The sequence below is a fragment of the Arthrobacter sp. NPDC080086 genome (assembly GCF_040702285.1).
In genome coordinates this window covers 16,641-35,740 of sequence record NZ_JBFBKP010000046.1, presented here as the reverse complement: position 1 = coordinate 35,740, position 19,100 = coordinate 16,641, and the positions used below count along the sequence as shown (strand labels likewise).

The following is a 19,100-nucleotide window of genomic DNA, read 5'->3' as shown; positions in this document are numbered from 1 at the left end:
GCAATTTCAACCAATCAATAAAACAATCGGTATCAACAAACTTGGCACACTATTGAGTTCTCAAACAACAGACACACCCGGCACCACCACAACCCCATCAAGGGCCGCGACTCGCTCCGGAGCAACTTTTCAAACTTACCCGATCACCAACCGCAATGCAAACCGGCGTAACCGCCGAATCCCACGCAATGGAAGGGTCCCCACCCGAAAAACCGGCGCACAATTCCGCACCATTTTTCAGGCCGTTCAACAAGGGGGTCGGTCGCTATCTTTCCGCTTCAGCGGCGGCGACTCGAATAACTTTACATACGAACACCGGACCACACAAATCGCACCCCCAAGGCCCTCCCCCGCCCCGAAAACCGCGGAAACCCGGGACTCAGCGCTTCTTCGGGGCCCAATCAACCGCCGTCGTACCCAAAACCGCTCCGTGTGCGCTCGGTCACCACCCCGCGGACCCGGCGCCAGCAGCCCCACGGCAGCCGGCGGCTTAACGCGCAAGGGGCCGGCAACCATGACGGTTGCCGGCCCCTCTCAAGCCACTGGCTTCAGGAGTGCTGAATTACCAGGAAGACTTCGTGATGCCCGGGAGCTCACCGCGGTGAGCCATGTCGCGGAAGCGAACACGGGAGATGCCGAACTTCTGGAAGGTGCCACGCGGGCGGCCATCGATGATGTCGCGGTTGCGGAGGCGGACCGGGGAAGCGTTGCGCGGCAGCTTCTGCAGGCCGAGGCGTGCAGCTTCGCGGGCTTCGTCGGTCGAGTTGGGGTCGACCAGGGCCTTCTTCAGTTCGAGGCGCTTTGCAGCGTAGCGCTCGACGATGACTTTACGCTGTTCGTTCTTAGCGATCATTGACTTCTTAGCCATGTGCTTAGCGCTCCTCTCGGAATTCGACGTGCTTGCGGATCTTGGGATCGTACTTCCGCAGGACCATGCGGTCCGGGTCGTTACGACGGTTCTTGCGCGTCACGTAGGTGTAACCCGTGCCCGCGGTCGACTTAAGCTTGATGATCGGACGTACGTCCTTGTCCTTTGCCACTAGAGCTTCACTCCTCGTGCCAGGATGTCGGCGACGACAACGTCGATGCCGCGTACGTCGATGGTCTTGATGCCACGTGCAGAGACCTGCAGGGTGACATTACGGCGCAGGGACGGAACCCAGTAGCGCTTCTTCTGGATGTTCGGGTCGAACCGGCGCTTGTTGCGGCGGTGCGAGTGCGAAATGCTGTGTCCAAAGCCCGGCTCGGCTCCGGTCACCTGGCAGTGTGCTGCCATGACGACTCTCCTCATGAAAATAAATGAAACGGCAGGCGGAGTTCCGCGTTACCGTGCGATAGGCAGCGTCCGCCGCCAGCTCCCCTCGAACGGGCCCCTCACGACAACGGCCGAAACCGTGCTGCGAGGGAACTGAAGAAGGAGTCCGGGACAACCGTCAGGGAGAACTCGTAAGCCATCACTGCGGTACCGGGATGCCGGGCGAATACAGGAACGCGCGCAACTTGAGCCCCTAACTACCGGCCTCCGGAGCCGCCTGCACTGCAGACTTTTCCGTCAACCGGAGCAATTGCCCACGCTCCGCGCCACCTAGCGCCTACCAAGTCTACGATCTCGCGGAATTAAAGACCAATCCGGGGGTCCGAGGGTGTATAAGGCGGTCCCCCGGACATGCGGGGAAGACTTAAGCGGGGCGCAGTTCTTTCACAGCAAAACGAAAGGGAACGGGCAGATTCTGGATTCATGAACACATCGACCCAGACTGCTCAGCAGCCCCTCGCCCGGCGGGCCGGGGCCGGCGGCGACCCGTTTGCGGCGCAGCACCGCCGGCGGATGTTCAGGGGCGACCTGCTCACGGTCACCGCCTGGTCCTCCATCGCAGCTGCCATCGCCCTGTGGCTTGCCGACGGCGGCGCATCCGGCTTCTCCACCCCGGGCGGAACCTTCACGGCCCTGGGCATCGTGGCCGGACTCGCCGGCATGGACCTGGTGCTGCTGATGCTGCTGCTCGCGGCGCGGCTGCCCATCATCGACGGGGCCGTCGGCCACGACCGGGCCCTCGAATTCCACCGCAAGCTGGGGAAACCCGCCCTGTACCTGCTCCTGGCCCACGGCGTCCTGCTGGCGGTCGGCTACGGGATGGCGGACGGCCTGGACCCCGTCAGCGAGGCAGTGTCCCTCTGGGTACAGGTGCCGGACATGTGGCTGGCGTACATCTCCATCCTGCTGTTCATCGCCGTCGTCGTGACCTCCCTGGTGGCCGTGCGCCGCCGCTTCCCCTACGAGTTCTGGTACGCGGTACACCTGCTGACCTACGCCGCGGTCCTGACCGCCATTCCGCACCAGTTCAGCGTCGGCGGGCTCTTCGCCGAGGGCACCTGGCAGCGCTGGTACTGGCTGGCCGTCTGCATCGGGACCGGCGCCGCGTTGGCGCACTACCGGGTCCTGGAGCCGATCGTTGCCACCGTCCGGCACCAGCTGACGGTCAGCCGCGTCGTCTCCGCCGGCCACGGCGTGGTCAGCATCGAAATGACTGGCCGGCACCTTGACGAGCTGGCCGGCAGCGGCGGCCGTTTCTTTATCTGGCGGTTCCTTGCCCCCGGCCAGTGGTGGCACCCTCACCCCTTCAGCCTCTCCGCCGAGCCCGTGACGTTCGGGGCCGACGGCGGCGGCCGGCTCAGGATCACGGTCCGGAACCTGGGCCGCGGTTCCGCCGCCCTGGCCCGGCTGCGGCCGGGCACCCGGGTAGCGGTGGAGGGACCGTACGGGCTGTTCAGCTCGGCCTCCCGCAGCCGGCGAAAGGTGGTCCTCATCGGCGCCGGGATCGGCATTACCCCCATCCGGGCGCTGCTCGAGAACACGCCCTTCGCGCCGGGGGAAGCCACGGTGATCCTTCGCGGTCACAATCAGTCCGGCCTGTACCTCGGCGACGAGATCCTGGACCTCTGCCAGCGGCGCGGGGCCACCCTGTTCCACCTGACCGGCCGACGGCCCCGGGGCGTGAGCACCTGGCTGCCCGAGAGCGAGTCCCGCGCCGGCTATCGGCTGGCCAGCTACGCTCCCGACCTGGCCGGCTCCGACATCTACGTCTGCGGCCCGGATGCCTGGGCCCGGAACGTCCTCGACGACGCACGCCAGGCCGGCGTGCGGGAAGAACAACTCCACTACGAAAGGTTTGACTGGTGAGAATACGCGCAGTAGTTTCCGCGACCCTGGCTTCCGCCGGGATCCTTTTGGCCGGCTGGCAGTCCGGCGCCCACGTGGCCGAATCGGCCAGCGCGGTCGGCACGACGGCGGGAACCGCCGGGACCGGGACCACCGGCACAGGGTCCGCCAAGTCCGGGCTGGGCAGTTCCGCCGGCGGCTCGACCTCCGGGTCCGCAGCCTCCGGGGACACGTCCTCCGGCACCGGCACCAGCGGCAGCGGCAGCGGGTCGTCAGGATCCTCCGGCAGCTCCTCCGGTTCCTCCAGTGCCGGCGGCACCTTCACCGGGGACTCGGTGCAGACCCGGTTCGGCTCGGTCCAGGTGCAGATCAGCGTCAGCGGCGGCAAGATCACGGACGTCAAGGCGCTGCAGCTCACGGACGAGGACCGCCGCTCGGTGCAGATCAGCAACCGCGCCGCTCCCCTGCTGCGCTCCGAGGTGCTCCAGGTCCAGTCCGCCAACGTCCAGACCATCAGCGGGGCCACCGTCACCAGCTCCGCGTACCTGACCTCGCTGCAGGCGGCCCTCGATGCTGCCCACCTCTAAGCCGGAAAGCCCGGCATTGAAGGCCCGGACATTCCAGTGCATGGGTACCGTCATCGGCCTCACCGTCCCGATGGCGGGGAACGACGACGGCGGCCCCCGGGCCGCGACGGAGGAGGCCCTCGGCTCGGCCGCGGACGCCGTCGAATGCATCTTCCGGGAGCTTGACGGGCAGTTCAGCCTCTACCGGCCGGATTCGGAGGCCAGCCGGGTGGTCCGCCGGGAGGTGACGCCTAAGGAAACCTCGGCTGGCTTCCGGGACCGCTACGCCGAGGCCGCGAACTGGCGGCTGCTGACCGAGGGCGCCTTTACCCCGGAACGTCCCGACGGGGCCCAGGACCTGTCTGGGCTGGTCAAGGGCTACGCGGTCCAGGAGGCCGGGGCCGCCCTGGCGTCGCTGGGGCTGAGGGACTGGTGCCTCAACGCCGGCGGCGACGTGCTGGTCTCCGGCTCGCCGATCGTCGGGACCGCGGCCACCTGGCAGGCCGGCATCGTGGACCCGCAGGACCGCGGCACCCTGCTGGCCGCCTACCCGCTGGGCGGCGGCCACACGGCGCGGGCGCTGGCCACCTCCGGGTCGGCCGAACGCGGCGACCACATCTGGACGCGGGCCACCGGGCCGAGCGAATTCCTCCAGGTCTCGGTCGCCGCGGCGGACATCGTGACCGCCGACGTACTGGCCACCGCGATCGTGGCGGGTGGGCTCCCGATGCTGAACCGCGCCACCGACGGCTGGGACGTCCAGATCCTCGCGGTCAGGCGCGACGGCGGCCTGCTCGCCACACCCGGTTTCCGCGCCTAGCGCTCCTGGCCGTCAGCGCTCCCGGCCGTCAGCCCGGCAGGGCATTCGACGCCGCGACCCGGGCGTACCAAAGCCCGCTGGCCTTGGGGATCCGGCGCTGCGTGTCGTACTCCACCCGGACCAGGCCGAAGCGCTGGTGGAAGCCGAAGGCCCACTCGAAGTTATCCAGCAGGGACCAGGCGAAGTAGCCGCGCACGTCCACCCCCTCGGCAATCGCCGCGTGCAGCGCGCGGAGGTGCTGTTCGAAGAAGCTCCGCCGGTCCTCGTCGTTGACGAAGCCCGCCGCGTCCGGTTCGTCGTCGTAGGCGGCGCCGTTCTCGGTGATGTAGATCGGGATCCCTGCCGGCCCCGTGTATTCGCGTTGCAGCCGCACCAGCAACCGGCGCAGCCCATCGGGCTGGACTTCCCAGCCCATGCCGGTGAGGGGGAGTCCGCGGGGCACGGTGTGCACGCCGTCGGCGGCCACCATCGGGGAGGACGGGTCAGGGTCCCGACCGGGCTCCGCCGTGAAGGCACTCCCGTGGTAGTAGTTGACGCCCAGGACGTCCAGCGGGGCACTGATCAGTTCGAGGTCTCCGGACCGGACGACGTCGGCCATGCCCAGGTGCGCGACGTCGGCCAGAACGTCCGCGGGGTATTCGCCCCGGAAGAGCGGGTCCAGGAACAGCCGGTTGGATTGGCCGTCGGCGCGCCGGGCGGCGTCGCGATCCAGTTCACGGTCCGCGTCCGCCGGGTCCGCGACGGTCAGGTTCAGGGTGATGCCCACGGTGGCGGCGGCGTTCCGGCTCCGGATCTCCCGCACCGCCAAACCGTGGCCCAGCAGCAGGTGGTGGACGGCGGCGAGGGCGGCCGCCGGGTCCATGCGGCCGGGAGCGTGGAGGCCGGCGGCGTAGCCCAGGAAGGCCGAAACCCAGGGTTCGTTCAGGGTGGTCCAGAACCGGACCCGGTCCCCCAGCGCCCCGTGCATGAGGGCCGCGAACTCCGCGAACCGTTCGGCGGTCTCCCGGGCTGCCCAGCCGCCCTTGTCCTCCAGCGCCTGGGGCAGGTCCCAGTGGTAGAGCGTGATCCAGGGCGTGATCCCGGCCGCCAGCAGCCGGTCGACCAGGTCCGAGTAGAAGGCGATTCCCTCCGGGTTGGGGGTGACGCCGTCGGGCATGCAGCGGGCCCAGGAGACCGAGAACCGGTAGGCGGCCAGGTTCAGGTCCTGCATCAGCGCGATGTCCTGCGCCGTGCGGTGGTAGTGGTCGCAGGCGACGTCGCCGTTGTGCCCGTCAGCCACGGCGCCGGGCACCCGGCTGAAGACGTCCCAGATCGATTCGCCGCGCCCGCCCTCCCGGGCCGCGCCCTCGATCTGGTACGCGGCGGTGGCGGCGCCCCAGAGGAAGCCGGGCGGGAAGGTCACTGGGGTGCTGTTCATCCGGTGCTGCTCCTTTGAACGGTGCTCATCCTTGTGTCAGGGCGGCGGCCGCTGCCCCGCAGGGCCTAGAGGTGGGTCAGCTGAGGATACCGCGGCGTGAGGCCGTCGCCGGAGGACTTCCCGGTGACCCGCCGCATCACCCAGGGGCCGGCGAATTCCCGGACCCAGCGGGCATTGGCGGCGAGCGCCTCGGAGCGGCTGAGTTCCGGGACCGGGGCCATGGGCGGCACGTCGATGGAGTGCTCGTGGGCCAGGACGTCGAGGACCCGCCGGGCCATGGTGGCGTGCCCGGCCGGGGACATGTGCATCCGGTCCGTGGCCCACATGCCCCAGTCGTAGTATTCGCTGAAGCGCCAGTAGTCCACCAGGAGTGCCCCGTGGTCGCCGGCGATGCCGCGGACCAGTTCGTTGTAGATGGCGGTGCGGCCGCGCATGGTGCTGAAGACCTTGGACCCGCGGGCGTCGAAGCCGGTGAACATCACCACGGTGGCGCCGGTGGCGGTCAGCTTGGCGACGGCCTCGTTGTACTCCTCGAGCAGCCCGTCGATGTCGATGGTGGGCCGGAGGATGTCGTTGGCGCCGGCGTAGATGGTCACCAGCGTGGGGTTGAGCGCGACGGCGGCGTCCACCTGTTCGGCCAGGATCTGCCGCAGTTTCCGGCCGCGGATGGCCAGGTTGGCGTAGCCGAATCCGGGGTCCGCGGCGCCGAGCTGCTCGGCGACCCGGTCGGCCCAACCGCGCACCCCGTTGGGGCGGGACGGATCGTCGTCGCCGACGCCTTCGGTGAAGGAGTCTCCGAGGGCCACATACCGGGTGCTGAAATCCATGCAGACAGTCTGTCACCCGTTGCCGGAAGCAACCAAGGAGGCGCGAAGGCCTACCCGGCCTCGACGGGTCCGTTCTCACGCAGGATCCAGTGGCAGGGGTCCAGCCGGGCCACCACCTTCTCGCCGATCCGGGCGAGGGCGGCGACGTCGTCGGGGTCCAGGGCGTCGAGGAAGAGCTCGCGCACCGCCTCCACGTGGGCGGGGGCGAGCCCCACCAGGGTTTCCAGCCCGGCGTCGGTCAGGTGCGCCGTGGTGACGCGGGCGTCGCCGGGGTGGGGCTGGCGTTCCACCCATCCCCGGTTCTGCAGCTTGGTGACCACGTGCGAGAGCCGGGACAGTGAGGCGCTGGTGCGGGCGGCGAGTTCGCTCATCGGCAGGTAACGGCCCTCCGCCTCGGACAGCATGGCCAGGACGTTGTAGTCGAAGAGGGAGAGCTTCCCGGCCGAGTGCAGCTGGGTGTCCAGCGCGGCCGGCAGCAGGGTGTTGATGCTCAGCTGTGCCAGCCAGGCACGGCGTTCCTCGGCGTTGAGCCAGCGCGGATCGGTCATGGCTCCATTCTAGGAGCTGCGAAGCTTGACGGTTCAACCCTCTTTATTCGATGCCTGCCGGGCCGCGCGGACAGGCGGTACGCTGACGCTATGTACGTCGTGTCGCTCACCTACAAGGTGCCCGAAGAGATCGTCGATTTCCACCTGCCCGCGCACGTCCAGTGGCTGCAGGACGCCTTCGACCGGGGCGTCTTCATGGTGGCAGGGCGCAAGATTCCCCGGACCGGAGGGCTGCTGCTCTCCAATGCCGAGCGCGCGGACCTGGACGCGGCGCTGCTCGCGGATCCGTTCTACGTCAACGGCGTGGCGGACTACGACGTCGAGGAGTTCCACGCCAGCCGGGTGGCCCCCGGCTTCGAGAACCTGCTGGACGCCTAGGCCGGAGCCTCAGGTCAGCAGCTTCTTCAGCCCGCCCTTCTCGGGCACCCGCACCGGCTGAGGCCAGCGCGGGGTGAGCTGGTCCCCCAGGGTGACGCCGCGCAGTTTCCGGCCGAACAGCGGCAGCACCCAGTCGTGCACCCAGCGCCGCTGCCGCCGTTCCCAGTCGCGGAATCCCAGCGGGGCGGCCGGTTCCCATTCCTTGGGGCTGATGCTGTGCGCTACCCCCAGATGGTCCAGGACTTGCGCGGCGAGGTACTTGTGGCCGGCCTTGGACATGTGGAGTCGGTCGCTGTCCCACATCCTGGGGTCCTGAAACGCCTCGAAGGCCCAGTAGTCCACCAGCACGGCTCCGTACCAGTCGGCCAGTTCCCGGACCCGGCGGTTATAGAGTGTGTTGCGGCGCTTGAAGGGTTCGAGCAGCACGGAGACCTTGACATCGAAGCCGGTGAAGAGCACCACGGTGGCCCCCGAGGCGGTGAGCCGGGCGACCAGGATCTCGTAGTCGTCCATCAGGTCCTCGATGTCGGTGCCGAGGTCCAGCAGGTCGTTGCCGCCGGCGTAAAGGGTCACCAGGGAGGGTTTCATCGCCAGCGCAGGTTCCAGCTGCTCGGCGATGATCTGCCGGAGGCGCTTGCTGCGGATGGCGAGGTTGGCGTATTCCCAGCCCGGGTCCGCCTTCGCCAGCCTCTCGGCCACCCGGTCCGCCCAGCCCCGGACACCGTTGGGCAGGTGCTTGCTGCGGTCCCCCACGCCCTCAGTGAAGGAATCGCCGAGGGCGACGTAAACCCGCCGCCCGTCCGGGCCCGGATGCAAGAGGTTCGCGGCCATGCCGCCACGGTAGCGCCGCCGGCCAAAGAGCCGGTGCCGGGAGGGTGAACTGCGGGCGGCGGCTTGGCACCGGGATGGTGCCCCCCCGGTTCCATACCGCCGCCCGCGCCTTTGCCTAGAGCTCGGCCCGGCCCTGCCGCCAGTAGCCCATGAAGGCGACGTTCGCCCGGTCGATCCCCGCCTCGCGGACCAGATAACGCCGCAGCTCCCGGACGGTGCCCGCCTCGCCCGCGATCCAGGCGTAGAACGGGCTGGCCGGGACACTTTCCGGGGTCTCCCACAAGAGGTCCGCGTCGTCCGTCACCGCTTCCGTCTCCGGGGCGGCCGCCCCCGTCAGGGCGCCGCGGCCATCCGGGCGGGAGACGATGTCCGGGACGGCATCCCGGAGCAGTTCGCCGTGCGGCCGGCCTCCGTCGGAAGGTTTCCCCGCGGCCGCGGTGCGGCGCGGGAGCCAGGTGACGGCGACGTCGGCCTCCGTGGTGATGTGCCGGATGTCGCCGACGTCAGGGACCTCCAGGACGGCGTCGCCGCTCAGGTGCGGGGGCAGGCTCTCGAGGATCGCGCAGATTGCCGGGACCGCCGTCTCGTCCCCGGCCAGCAGGATCCGCCGGGCGGCGCCGGGCCGCCACTCGATGCCGGCATAGGTCTCCTCCAGCACACAGTGCGCGGCGCGGCTGTTCGGGCCGATCAGGGTGACGCGGTCCCCGGGCCGGGCCTGCCGGGCCCACGTGGCACCCGGCCCTTCGGCGTCCGCTCCGCTGCCGCCCATTCCGGCGCCCCCGTGGGCGTGCAGCACGATATCGACGTCGATCTCGGGGTAGACGGCGTCCAGCCGGGCCCGCCGGACGGTGTAGGTCCGCATGGTCCCCCGGACGTCCGCGTCCATGGCCAGCCATTGGCGGTACCAGCCGGGTTCCTCGACCCGGAAGGCCGGGAGGGGCAGCGCGCTTCCGTCCGCCGCCCGCGACGGGAGCACCAGCTTCACCCGGAGGTCCAGGGTGGGGCCGTGCACGCCGAAGTCGCGCAGCGCGTAGCCGCCGAGGGTGATCCTCCGGAAGCCGGGGCTGAGGTCCCGCACGGCGGACACGGTGACGTCGAAAGCGCGGGACATCGGCTGCCCGGCGAGGGTTTCGGGGACCGGCCGGGGTGCCGTGCGCTGCGCGGTCACGGGACCGTCACCATCCCGTTGCCGCCGGCCGGGGCAAGCACGGTGTGGTGGCGCCCGATCGGCAGCACCAGGGGCGTCCCGGATACCGGATCCGGCATTACGCGGCACTCCAGGCCGAACACCTCCCGGATCAGCTCCTCCGTGACCACCGCCGCGGGCACGCCCTCGGCCACGATCCGCCCCGCCTTCAGGGCGATGAGGTGGTCCGCGTACCGTGCGGCCAGGTTCAGGTCGTGCAGCACGACCACCACCGTGGTGCCGCGGCGACGGTTCAGTTCGGTCAGCAGGTCCAGCACCTCCACCTGATGCGCGAGGTCCAGGTAGGTGGTGGGTTCGTCCAGCAGCAGCAGCCCGGTCTCCTGTGCCAAGGCCATGGCAATCCAGACCCGCTGGCGCTGGCCGCCGGAGAGCTCGTCGACGTCGCGGCCGGCAAGGTGCGCGGTGTCCGTGGCCGCCAGCGCACGGTCGACGGCCTCCCCATCCGCCCGGCTCCACCCGCCGAAGGCGCCGCGGTGGGGATAGCGGCCACGGCCGACGAGGTCCCGGACGAGGAGTCCGGCCGGCGCGGAGGGATGCTGCGGGAGCAGTCCCATCTGCCGGGCGAGGTCCCGGGCCGGACGGGACCGGATGTCCTGGCCGTCGAGAGTGACCGCGCCGCCCGCGGGCTTGAGCAGCCGGGACAGGCCGCGGAGCAGGGTGGACTTGCCGCAGGCGTTGGCGCCCACAATCATGGTCACCTTCCGGGGCGGAATCGTGCAGTTGAGGCCGGCCACCACCGGCGTGGTCCCGTAGTCGAGGGTGAGATCCTGTGCGGCGAGTTCTGCCATCTCAGGTGTCCTTTCGGTTGGCGGTGGCCAGCAGCCACAGCAGGAAGGGCGCGCCCAGCGCCCCGGTCACGACCCCCACGGGGAGGACGGTTCCGGCCAGGAGCAGCGGGGCGAGGTTCGCGGCGAGGAAGTCGGCGGAGAGGACGATCAGCATCCCCGTCAGGGCCGCGGCCGGCAGGCTCGTCCGTCGGCTCAGGCGTCGGGAAATCGGGCCGGCAAGGAAGGCGACGAACGCCACCGGGCCGGCCGCCGCCGTCGCGCAGGCCGCGAGGGCGACGCTCACCGCCACGACGCCCAGCCGGGTGGCGCCGACCCGCACGCCGAGCCCCGCGGCGGCGTCGTCGCCGAGTTCGACCATCCGCAGGGGCCGCGCCAAGGCCGCGGCCGCCGGGATCAGCACCAGCAGGGCCGCGGCCAGAACCCCCGCCCGTTCCCATCCCGCGGAGTTCAGCGAGCCGCTGAGCCAGACCAGGGCATCCGCGGCGGTCCGGATGTCGGAGCGGGTCATGAGGAAACTGACCACCGCCTGCAGCGCCGCGGCGATTCCGACGCCGGCCAGGATCAGCCGCCCGCCGGCCGCCCCGCTCCCGCCGGTACCGCGTCGGGAGATCGCGTAGATCAGGAGTGCGACGGCGAGGGCGCCCGCGAGCGCGGCCCCGGATACTGCGGCGCCGGAGGCCCCGAAGACCACGATGGCCGTGACCGCCGCGGCGCTGGCACCGTAGCTGATGCCGATGACGTCCGGGCTGGCCAGCGGGTTCCGCAGCAATGTCTGGAACAGCGCCCCCGAGAGGCCTAAGGCGGCGCCGACCATGGCGCCCGTGACCGCCCGCGGCAGCTTCAGCTCCATCACCATGAAGCTCACCGTCGGGATCCTGGGGGCACCGCTGAAGTGCGCGGCCAAAACCCTCCACAGGTCCGGAACGGTGACGGTGTAGCTGCCCAGCAGGACCGACGCCGTGAACACCCCGCCGGCGGCGAATGCCAGCAGCACCGCCGGGCGGGACGGCCGCAGGGGCAGCAGCCGGGCGCTCACAGCGCGGCTCCCTTGCTCCGGCGGACCAGCCAGACGAAGACGGGGGCGCCCACCAGGGCGGTCATGATCCCGGCGGGCACCTCACCCGGAAGCAGGACCACACGGCCGGCCAGGTCCGCGAGCAGCAGCAGGCACGGACCCAGCACAAGGGACAGCGGCAGGATCCACCGGTAATCCGGGCCGGAGAGGAGCCGGACCGCGTGCGGCACCACCAGGCCCACGAAGCCGATCGGGCCGGCCAGCGCCGTCGCCGTCCCACAGAGCAGCACCACCCCGAACGCGGTGACCCCGCGGGTGAGACCAACGCGCTGGCCAAGTCCTCGGGCCACGTCGTCCCCCAGGGCCAGGCCATTCAGGGCGCGCCCGGCACCCACCACAATCACGGCGCCTGCGGCCAGGAACGGCAGCCCGGCCAGCACCACGGACCAGTCCCGTCCGGCGAGTCCCCCCACCTGCCAGAACCGGAACCGGTCCAGGGTGTCCTGGCTGGAGATCAGGACCACGTTCATCAGCGAGAACAGGGCGGCGCTCAGGGCGGCGCCGGCGAGGGCGAGTTTCACCGGGGTGGCGCCGCCCCGGCCCGCCGCGGCGATCAGGTAGACCACGACGGCGGCCGCCGCGGCCCCGGCGAACGCGAGCCAGAGGTACCCGGTCAGCGAGGTCACTCCCGCGAGGTGGATGCCGGCGACCACGGCCAGCGCCGCCCCCGCGTTGACGCCCAGGATGCCCGGGTCCGCCAGCGGGTTGCGGGCCACCCCCTGCATGGCGGCCCCGGCCAGGCCCAGCGCGCCGCCCGCCAGGAGTCCCAGGACCGTGCGAGGCACCCGGGCCTGCACCACGGCGTGATCCCCGTTGCCCGGGTCGAACCCGGTCAGGGCCGCGACGACGGTGCCGGGGCTGAGTTGCCGGGCCCCCACCGCCAGCGAGGCCGCGGACACCAGGACCAACGCGGCGACGGCGGCGAGCAGCCAGCCGGCGCGGACGCTCCGCCCCCGGGCCGAAGGCATGGGGCGCCCTACTTTGCCGCGGCGGCGTCCGCCGCGGCCGCGAGTTGGGGAAGGAAGCGGTCCAGCGCCCACGGCAGGCTCAGCGGGGAGGCCGCGGAGATGGAGAGCGTCAGGGTGTTGTCCGGGTCCGCGACCAGGGCACCTTTCCTGATCGCGGGGATCTGGCCGAGCAGGGGGTGCTGCTTGATCGAGTCCGCGGTCTTGGCGTCGGGGATCCAGGTGACGAAGAGGTCCGAGGCGAGCTCGTTGGCTTTTTCGGCGGACCAGGGGATGAAGAACTCCTTGGAATCCTTGGTGTTCGAGGCCACCACGGGGGCCAGGGTCATTCCCAGGCTGGAGAGGAACCGGGGACGGTTGTCGTTGGCGGTGTAGATGTTCACGCCGTCGCTCTTGGCCGGCTCCAGGTTGCCGTAGATGAAGGTCTTGCCGGCCAGCTGGGGGTAGGCGGCGGCCTTGTCCCTGACCGTGGCCTCGGTCTTCGCGACCAGGCTGGCGGCCTCGGCCTCCTTGCCCAAAGCCTTGCCGATCATGGCGGTGGAGTCCTGCCAGGCGGTTCCGTAGGCGACGCCGGGCTGCGCCACCACGGGGGCGATGTCGCTGAGCTTGCGGTAGTCCTCCTCGCTGAGGCCGGAGTAGGCGCCGAGGATCACGTCCGGGTTGAGCTTGGCGATTTCGGCGAAGTTGATGCCGTCAGCCTCCGAGTACTGCGTGGGGGCCTTGGCGGAGCCGGCTCCGGCGCCCAGCCGGTCCAGCGCGGCGTCCTTCCACGGCGTCGACGCCCGGCTGTTGCCGCCCCAGTCATTCTTCGGCAGGCCCACCGGCACGACGCCCAGGGCGAGGGCGACGTCGTCGTTGACCCAGGACACGGTGACCACGCGCCGCGGCTGGTGCTCCAGCGTCGTCTCACCGAAGGCGTGCTTGATGGTCACGGGGTACCCGGCGGTGGCGGCCGGGGCGGTCCCAGCCTCCTGCGCGCCGGCGGGGCCGGTGGAGCAGCCGGCCAGGCCTAGGCCGGCGACGACGGCGAGGGCGGCGGCGGCGAGTCCGCGCCGGGAGAAGGAGCGCGGGCTCAGGAGGGGGCCGGCGGAGCGGGAGGGAGGCGTAGCGAGCGGGGACGTCACGATGATCCTTAGGTTGGTGATGCAAACCTAAGTAAGGCTAACCTATCCTCATGCTGATTACGCAAGCTTTGAGTGACGTAATTGCCTCGGGCACCTCGCCGGCCCGCGAAGGGCGGACTGGACACCGGGTTCCGCGTTTGCGAGGATGGCGGGGCCGGGCATCGGAAACCGGCGCCGGAAGGTCAGAAACCACCTCCGGATGCGACGAGGGAAAGTGGGCGGACATCATGGCGATGACTCCAGCCGCAGTCAGCGGGGTGGCCGTTGCGGCCTGCATCGCGCCCGCGCCGTCGCCGGCCTTCTCCACCATTTACGGATCCGCAGCGGCCTAACGCCGCCGCGCCTCCCCACCGGAATCGCAGGCCGGCAGCTGCCTGCCCCCTCCCCCCGCGCGTCCAACGCGCCGGCCGGAGCTCTCCGATCCCGAAAGACCTTCCCATGTACGAAATCACCGCTGCCCGCATCCGCTCCTCCTTCATCAACGCCAGCCGCTCCGAAGCCGCCAAGCTGACCCTGCCCAGGAACTTCGACAGCCTGGACTGGGATAGCCTCGACTTCCTCGGCTGGCGCGACGGGAAGATGCCGCTGCGCGGCTACCTAATGCTTCCCGGCGCCAACGGGCCCGTCGGCATCATGCTCCGCGCCCCCGAGGGCGGTGCCAAGAAAAACCGCGCGGTGCTGTGCGAACTGTGCCGCGACATCCATTCCAAGGACGACGTGCTGCTCTGGGTGGCCAAGCGGGCCGGCCAGTCGGGGCGCAACGGCAACACCGTGGGCACCTTGATCTGTGCGGACTTCGGCTGCTGTCGCAACGTGCGAATGGCGCCGCCGGTCAACGACATCAACCCGGACCCGGAGGCGGCCGTCGCCCGCCAGGTCGAGGGCCTGATTGCCCGCACCGCGCAGTTCATGGACCGCGTCCGCGGAGCCTGACGGCACCGGCGCGCCGGCGTCAGCGCAGGATGATGTCCACCGGGTTCGCCTCGGACCGCCAGGCCACGCCGTCGGCGGCGTCGGGGGCGATCACCGGGGCCGTCAGCACGCCGGAACGGTTGGTGCGCTTGTCCCGGAGGATCTCGGTCACCGAACCTAGGTGCCGGGACAGGTCGATCACATTCTCCGGGGCGGCCAGCAGCAGCTGGAACCCGAATTCGTGCAGCGCCTTGATGCCGGCGCCGGCGAATTCCTCGGAGGCCAGGACGAACGCCTCGTCCATCATGACCGTGCCGTAGGTGGTGAAGCCCTGCTCGGCGATGCCCAGCTGGTAGCTCAGCGCGGCCGCCATGATGAACGCGGTGAAGCGCTGCCGCTCGCCGCCGGACATGGAGCCGGTGTCCGCGTGCATGAAGACCTCGGTCTTCTTAGCGCCCTTCGCCGCGCCGGACTTCACCGCGCCGGACTTGTCAGCGCGGGCGGCCACCTCGCGGTGTTCCTTGCACTGGATGAACAGGTGCCCGCGGACGTCCAGCACCTCGGCGCGCCAGCGGCGGTCCTCCGGGCTCTGCGAGCCCAGCCGCTTCACGAGGGTTTCCAGCGACTTGTACCGGGAGGTGAGTTCGACGTCGTCGTCCGCCGGCGTCGGCGCACCTACGGCCTTGCCCGGCCTGGCGTGCCGGACCTTGAGGGCGTTTTGGATGGCGTCTTTGAACTGCTTGGCCGTGGCCGGCAGGGTCTGCTTGATGTCCAGCTCCAGGTAACTGCCCTCGTGGAAATTCACCTGGGACAGGATGCCGTTCAGCGGCAGGATCCGGCTGGTGATGGAGCGACGTTCCTCGTCCAGCAGGTGCAGCAGCGTGGAGAAGGATTCGTGCGTGCGCTGGTTGAAGAACTGCCGGAATTCGGCCTCCTGGGCAGGCAGGCCGTCGCTGACGATCGCATGGTAGCGGGCCTCGAACTCACCGGCGGCGCCGATGGACTGGCCGTGGTCGGCGGAGATGGCCGTGCCCCACTCGCGGACGAAGCCCTCGAAGATGCGGGTGAGCCGCTCGGCGGTGGCCTGGCCGCGGGACTCTGCGGCGTGCAGTTCGGCCAGCAGCCGGGTCCGCACCTGGTTGGCCAGCAGGTCCAGTTCGTGCATTTCCAGCACGTCGCCGAAGCCGCTGAAGTACTCCGCCAGGGCCGCGGCCGCCTCCGGGGAGGGCGGCTGGTCGGCGAGCCGGCGCCGGGCCGCGTCCAGCAGTGAGTCGGCGGTGGTCAGCTGCGCGTCCAGGGCCTTGTATTCGCTCTGCAGCACGGCGGCGGATTCGGTGCTGGATTGGTGCCGCTGGCGGGCCGTCTCCACCGTGGCCCGCAGCGGTTCCAGGTCCGCCTGGGCGGCGAGGGCGTCCTTGAGCCGCTGTTCGATCCGGGCCAGTTCTTCGGCGGCGACCGCCGCGGACACCTGCTCCCAGGGCCGGTGGTCCTCGGCGACGCGCCGCAGCGCCTCAAGCTGCCGGGTCATGCCCTGGTGCGATTCCTCGCGGTCCTGGGCAAGCTCCGCGGCCCGGGCCAGTTCCCGTTCCAGCTCCTCCACCTGGGCCGCCACCAGGTCCAGTTTGGCGGCGTTGTCGAAGCCCAGGACGTAGTCCTGCCGCCCGGTGAACCGGTCATCCTTTTCGACGGTGTGGCGGTTGCGCTTGACCACGCCGCCGAGGCTGAGGCCCTTGTCCAGGCCGGCGAGCTCGTCCGGGTTCTCGACGCAGGGGTAGGCAAAGTCCAGGGCGATCCGCTCCCGGATCCACTGCCCGGCCTCGGCAATCGCGCTGCCCTCGGGCCCGGCGGTGAGGATGTCCAGCTTGCCCAGCAGGTCGCCGTCGGACGCCTCCGCCACGGCCAGCGCGCCGCCCGCGAGCGGCTTGGAGATGTCGACTGCCCGGAGCGCACCGCGGACCGTGTGGTCGTTGAGGTAGCGGGTGACGGCGGCGAAGTGCTCGCCCGGCACCAGCAGCGTCGTGGCGAGGCTCCGCAGGGCGCGTTCGGCGGCCGGGCGCCAGCGTTCCTGGCCCTCCGCGAGGTCGATCAGCTCCCCACCGAACGGCATTTGCTCCTCCGGGACCCCGGTGGCGGCGGCGATGGCGGTGCGGTTCTCGATGCTCGACGGCGGCAGGAGGGACTTGCGGGTCTTGAGTGAGACGAGTTCCTGCTGGGCCGCGGCGAGTTCACGCTTGCGCGCGGCGTGGCTGTCGAACGCCTCGAAGCGCAGTTCCTTCAACGCCTCGGAGTCGTCCTTGAGCTCGGCCGAGCGCGCGGCGGCGTGCTCGTGGGCCTGCTCCCAGCCAGCGGCGGTCCAGTCGAGCTCCAGGCCCGCGTCGCTGAGGGCCTTCCGGGCGGAGGCCTCCACTTCCTCGCGGAGTTTCAAGCCCACCCGGGCGTTTTCCAGCGACTGTTCGATCGCGGAGATCGCGTTTCCGCCCTGGTTGTTGTACTCGGCCTCGAGCTGGCGCAGTTCCTTGGCCAGCCCGTCCCGGACCGCCCGCTCGGCGGCCAGGTCCTTGGCCTTCGCCTGGGCTAGGTCCTTGAACCGGGCCAGGGTCTTCTCGTGCACGGCGACGGCGAGCTGTTGCCGGTAGGCCTCGAATTCCTCGCCGGCCAGCTCCCGCAGCCGGTTCGCGTCCAGCAGCGACAGGGCGTACTCCTTGTTCAGGCCGGGGACCGGGGCCAGCTGGTCGCGCTGCTGCCGGACGTCCTCGAGCCGCTGCCGGATGGACATCAGGTTGCTGAACTCCTCGACGACGTCGTCCGCGGCGGCCAGGGTGGCGGGGGCGTCCAGCACCTGGTCGCGGAAGAACGTGTTCACGCTGCCGCCGAGGCCCTTGCCGGCCTGGATGACGCGCAGCAGCGGCAGCGCCTGGTCCGAGTTGATCCCCAGCAGGCGGCGGAACCGCTCCGCGAAGGCCTTGTGCACGTCGAAGATCTGGGCGTCCGGGAAGATGGCATCCAGCGTGGACTTGGTAAACCGCTTCTCCGCGATCCCCTCGACCTTGGCCAGGTCCAGCGGCTTGTTGTCGATCAGGTAGAACCGGCCGACGCTGGATTCGGTGCCGTTCTTGGGCAGGTCGAAGAGGGCCGAGATGGTGACCCGGGTCCCGGCGGCGTTGTCGAACGTCAGCGCGACGGCGGACCAGGTGGCGCCGGGCCGTTGGTAGGCACTGGCCGAGCCCTCGCCGACGGCCTTGTCCCCCACCTTGCCGCGCATATACGTGAACGTGGTCCGCTTGTCCTCCACGGCCCCGCCGGCCCGTTGCGCCGCAGCCTCATTGGACCGCGGCCGGGCATCGAAGACGCGCAGCATTGCGTCGAACAGCGTGGACTTGCCGACGCCGGAGTTGCCCGTCAGCAGCGTGCCGTTGCGGTCCACGTGCATCGTATGCGCGCCATGGAATGTACCCCAGTTGACCACCTGCACCAGGGCCAGGCGCATCTGTCCGGGGTTCGTCAGCTCGCCCATCGGCAGCATGGTTGCAATGCTCATTCGGCCGCCTCCGCTTCCGTGGTGGGGCTGAGTGACGCCGACGGCGATGCCGCCCCCGCCCCTTCGCCGGACGGCTCTGCTGCAAGCAGCAGGCCGTCCGGCTCCGACAGGCCCGATGCCACTCCCGGGGCGGCATCGCCGTCGTCGTCCGAGTCGTCCTCACCGTCCGCGTCGTCCCCAACCTCACCGTCCGGAACAGCGTCCCCATCGAGTTCGAGGAGGGGTTCGGTGCCGGTGGGGTCGGTGCCGGCGGCGATCAAGGCTTCGATGTGCGCCGGGATGTCGCCGATGTTCTCGAAGGGCAGGGCCAGCGGGAGGGCGTTGGAGATGGTGTACACGTCGTCGAGGCTGGTGCCCAACAGCAACTGGCGGGCCAGGAGCTTGGCGATGGCGCGGTTGACGACGTCGGCGTCGCGCAGGGCGTCCTGCTGGCCGGCGGGCTGGTAGTGGGCCACTAGGTCGGCGATTTCCTCCCGCGTGATGGTCGGGTCCGTCTGGGCGGTGACGTGCCGGTCCAGCAGCAGCCGCAGCCGGAGCAGCACGATCGTCTCGACCCGGCTGAGGGCCCGCTGCTGGCGCAGGATGCTGGAGCGGGCGCTGCCGCCGATGGCCTCCGGGTCCACCGGACGCAGGACGGCGACCTTGCGCTCGTGGTCCAGCTGCAGGGTCAGGAACAGCTCGGAGAGCCGGCTGCGCAGGATCAGCTGGTTGTCCAGCAGCGTGGTCCAGAGCTTCTCGTCCCGGCCGCCGTCGATGTAGGGGCCCTTGAGCAGCTTAACCAGCGCCTGCCGCACCTTCATCGGCAGCACCCCGGTGTCGCCGGGGAAGAGAGCCGCGCCGTCGACGAAGGTGTCGCGGGGAGTCACCGTGAACGGGTCCGCTTGCGCCCGGGTTGCGGCCGTTTCGGCCCCGGCGTCGGGCGTTTCCTGCGGCGATTCGGTCAT

Annotated in this window: 19 protein-coding genes; 5 read left to right on the top strand and 14 right to left on the bottom strand. The window is 70.4% G+C overall.

All coding sequences use genetic code 11. The annotated features are described in order from the left end of the window. Positions 1-562: 562 nt before the first annotated feature. From rpsN to rpmB, 3 genes are read right to left on the bottom strand one after another with little or no spacing between them, the layout of a single operon-like run. Positions 563-868, bottom strand: coding sequence for a 30S ribosomal protein S14 (gene rpsN, locus AB0305_RS15230; RefSeq protein WP_043485315.1), 306 nt, complete (start codon positions 866-868; stop codon positions 563-565). A gap of 4 nt (positions 869-872) precedes the next feature. After that, entirely contained in the window at positions 873-1,040 is a 168-nt protein-coding gene (gene rpmG, locus AB0305_RS15225; RefSeq protein ID WP_290257284.1) for a 50S ribosomal protein L33, read from the bottom strand. Beyond that, complete coding sequence (rpmB, locus tag AB0305_RS15220; protein ID WP_056737118.1) at positions 1,040-1,276, bottom strand: 50S ribosomal protein L28; 237 nt, start codon at positions 1,274-1,276, stop codon at positions 1,040-1,042. The genes rpmG and rpmB overlap by 1 nt, the downstream gene beginning before the upstream one ends. Before the next feature lie 462 nt (positions 1,277-1,738). Here rpmB and AB0305_RS15215 point away from each other — a divergent pair, with 462 nt between their 5' ends. The 3 genes from AB0305_RS15215 to AB0305_RS15205 are packed head-to-tail and all read left to right on the top strand — an operon-like array spanning position 1,739 to position 4,546. After that, positions 1,739-3,181, top strand: coding sequence for a ferredoxin reductase family protein (locus AB0305_RS15215; RefSeq protein WP_364138433.1), 1,443 nt, complete (start codon positions 1,739-1,741; stop codon positions 3,179-3,181). Next, complete coding sequence (locus AB0305_RS15210; protein WP_364138430.1) at positions 3,178-3,747, top strand: FMN-binding protein; 570 nt, start codon at positions 3,178-3,180, stop codon at positions 3,745-3,747. The genes AB0305_RS15215 and AB0305_RS15210 overlap by 4 nt, the downstream gene beginning before the upstream one ends. Positions 3,748-3,787: 40 nt before the next feature. After that, complete coding sequence (locus tag AB0305_RS15205; RefSeq protein WP_364138427.1) at positions 3,788-4,546, top strand: FAD:protein FMN transferase; 759 nt, start codon at positions 3,788-3,790, stop codon at positions 4,544-4,546. 28 nt (positions 4,547-4,574) lie between these two features. On the opposite strand, the gene AB0305_RS15200 is transcribed toward AB0305_RS15205, so the two are convergent. The 3 genes from AB0305_RS15200 to AB0305_RS15190 form a co-directional block, all read right to left on the bottom strand. Then, on the bottom strand, positions 4,575-5,963 hold the full coding sequence (locus tag AB0305_RS15200) for a GH1 family beta-glucosidase (protein WP_364138424.1): 1,389 nt from the start codon (positions 5,961-5,963) through the stop codon (positions 4,575-4,577). Positions 5,964-6,028: 65 nt separating this feature from the next. After that, a complete protein-coding gene (locus AB0305_RS15195) occupies positions 6,029-6,790 on the bottom strand; it encodes an SGNH/GDSL hydrolase family protein (protein ID WP_364138421.1) in 762 nt (253 codons plus the stop codon). A 50-nt stretch (positions 6,791-6,840) separates the two neighbouring features. Beyond that, positions 6,841-7,338: a MarR family transcriptional regulator gene (locus tag AB0305_RS15190; protein ID WP_290257278.1), complete on the bottom strand. Its 498-nt coding sequence runs from the start codon at positions 7,336-7,338 to the stop codon at positions 6,841-6,843. 90 nt (positions 7,339-7,428) lie between these two features. Between AB0305_RS15190 and AB0305_RS15185 the strand changes: the two genes are divergently transcribed. Further along, positions 7,429-7,716 (top strand): YciI family protein, encoded by a 288-nt coding sequence (locus AB0305_RS15185; protein WP_364138419.1) that lies wholly within the window; start codon positions 7,429-7,431, stop codon positions 7,714-7,716. Positions 7,717-7,725: 9 nt separating this feature from the next. On the opposite strand, the gene AB0305_RS15180 is transcribed toward AB0305_RS15185, so the two are convergent. The 6 genes from AB0305_RS15180 to AB0305_RS15155 all read right to left on the bottom strand — a co-directional run bounded on the left by AB0305_RS15180 (position 7,726) and on the right by AB0305_RS15155 (position 13,658). Further along, positions 7,726-8,547 carry an SGNH/GDSL hydrolase family protein gene (locus AB0305_RS15180; RefSeq protein ID WP_364138417.1) on the bottom strand — a complete coding sequence of 274 codons (822 nt, stop codon included), beginning with the start codon at positions 8,545-8,547 and terminating at the stop codon, positions 7,726-7,728. 115 nt (positions 8,548-8,662) lie between these two features. Beyond that, entirely contained in the window at positions 8,663-9,658 is a 996-nt protein-coding gene (locus tag AB0305_RS15175) for a siderophore-interacting protein (RefSeq protein ID WP_364138480.1), read from the bottom strand. Between the two features lie 53 nt (positions 9,659-9,711). Continuing rightward, a complete protein-coding gene (locus AB0305_RS15170) occupies positions 9,712-10,542 on the bottom strand; it encodes an ABC transporter ATP-binding protein (RefSeq protein ID WP_364138415.1) in 831 nt (276 codons plus the stop codon). 1 nt (position 10,543) lies between these two features. Further along, entirely contained in the window at positions 10,544-11,536 is a 993-nt protein-coding gene (locus AB0305_RS15165) for an iron chelate uptake ABC transporter family permease subunit (RefSeq protein ID WP_364138477.1), read from the bottom strand. 38 nt (positions 11,537-11,574) lie between these two features. Continuing rightward, on the bottom strand, positions 11,575-12,585 hold the full coding sequence (locus tag AB0305_RS15160) for an iron chelate uptake ABC transporter family permease subunit (RefSeq protein WP_364138413.1): 1,011 nt from the start codon (positions 12,583-12,585) through the stop codon (positions 11,575-11,577). An 8-nt stretch (positions 12,586-12,593) separates the two neighbouring features. Further along, the gene (locus AB0305_RS15155; RefSeq protein ID WP_364138474.1) at positions 12,594-13,658 is read right to left on the bottom strand and encodes an iron-siderophore ABC transporter substrate-binding protein; all 1,065 of its coding nucleotides are present in this window, start codon (positions 13,656-13,658) and stop codon (positions 12,594-12,596) included. Positions 13,659-14,144: 486 nt separating this feature from the next. Between AB0305_RS15155 and AB0305_RS15150 the strand changes: the two genes are divergently transcribed. After that, positions 14,145-14,639, top strand: a complete 495-nt coding sequence (locus AB0305_RS15150; protein WP_364138411.1) for an FBP domain-containing protein — start codon at positions 14,145-14,147, stop codon at positions 14,637-14,639. A gap of 19 nt (positions 14,640-14,658) precedes the next feature. On the opposite strand, the gene AB0305_RS15145 is transcribed toward AB0305_RS15150, so the two are convergent. Then, positions 14,659-18,156, bottom strand: a complete 3,498-nt coding sequence (locus tag AB0305_RS15145; protein ID WP_364138408.1) for an ATP-binding protein — start codon at positions 18,154-18,156, stop codon at positions 14,659-14,661. Further along, on the bottom strand, positions 18,153-19,100 hold the full coding sequence (locus AB0305_RS15140) for a DUF4194 domain-containing protein (RefSeq protein ID WP_364138405.1): 948 nt from the start codon (positions 19,098-19,100) through the stop codon (positions 18,153-18,155). Before AB0305_RS15140 ends, AB0305_RS15145 begins: the two co-directional genes overlap by 4 nt.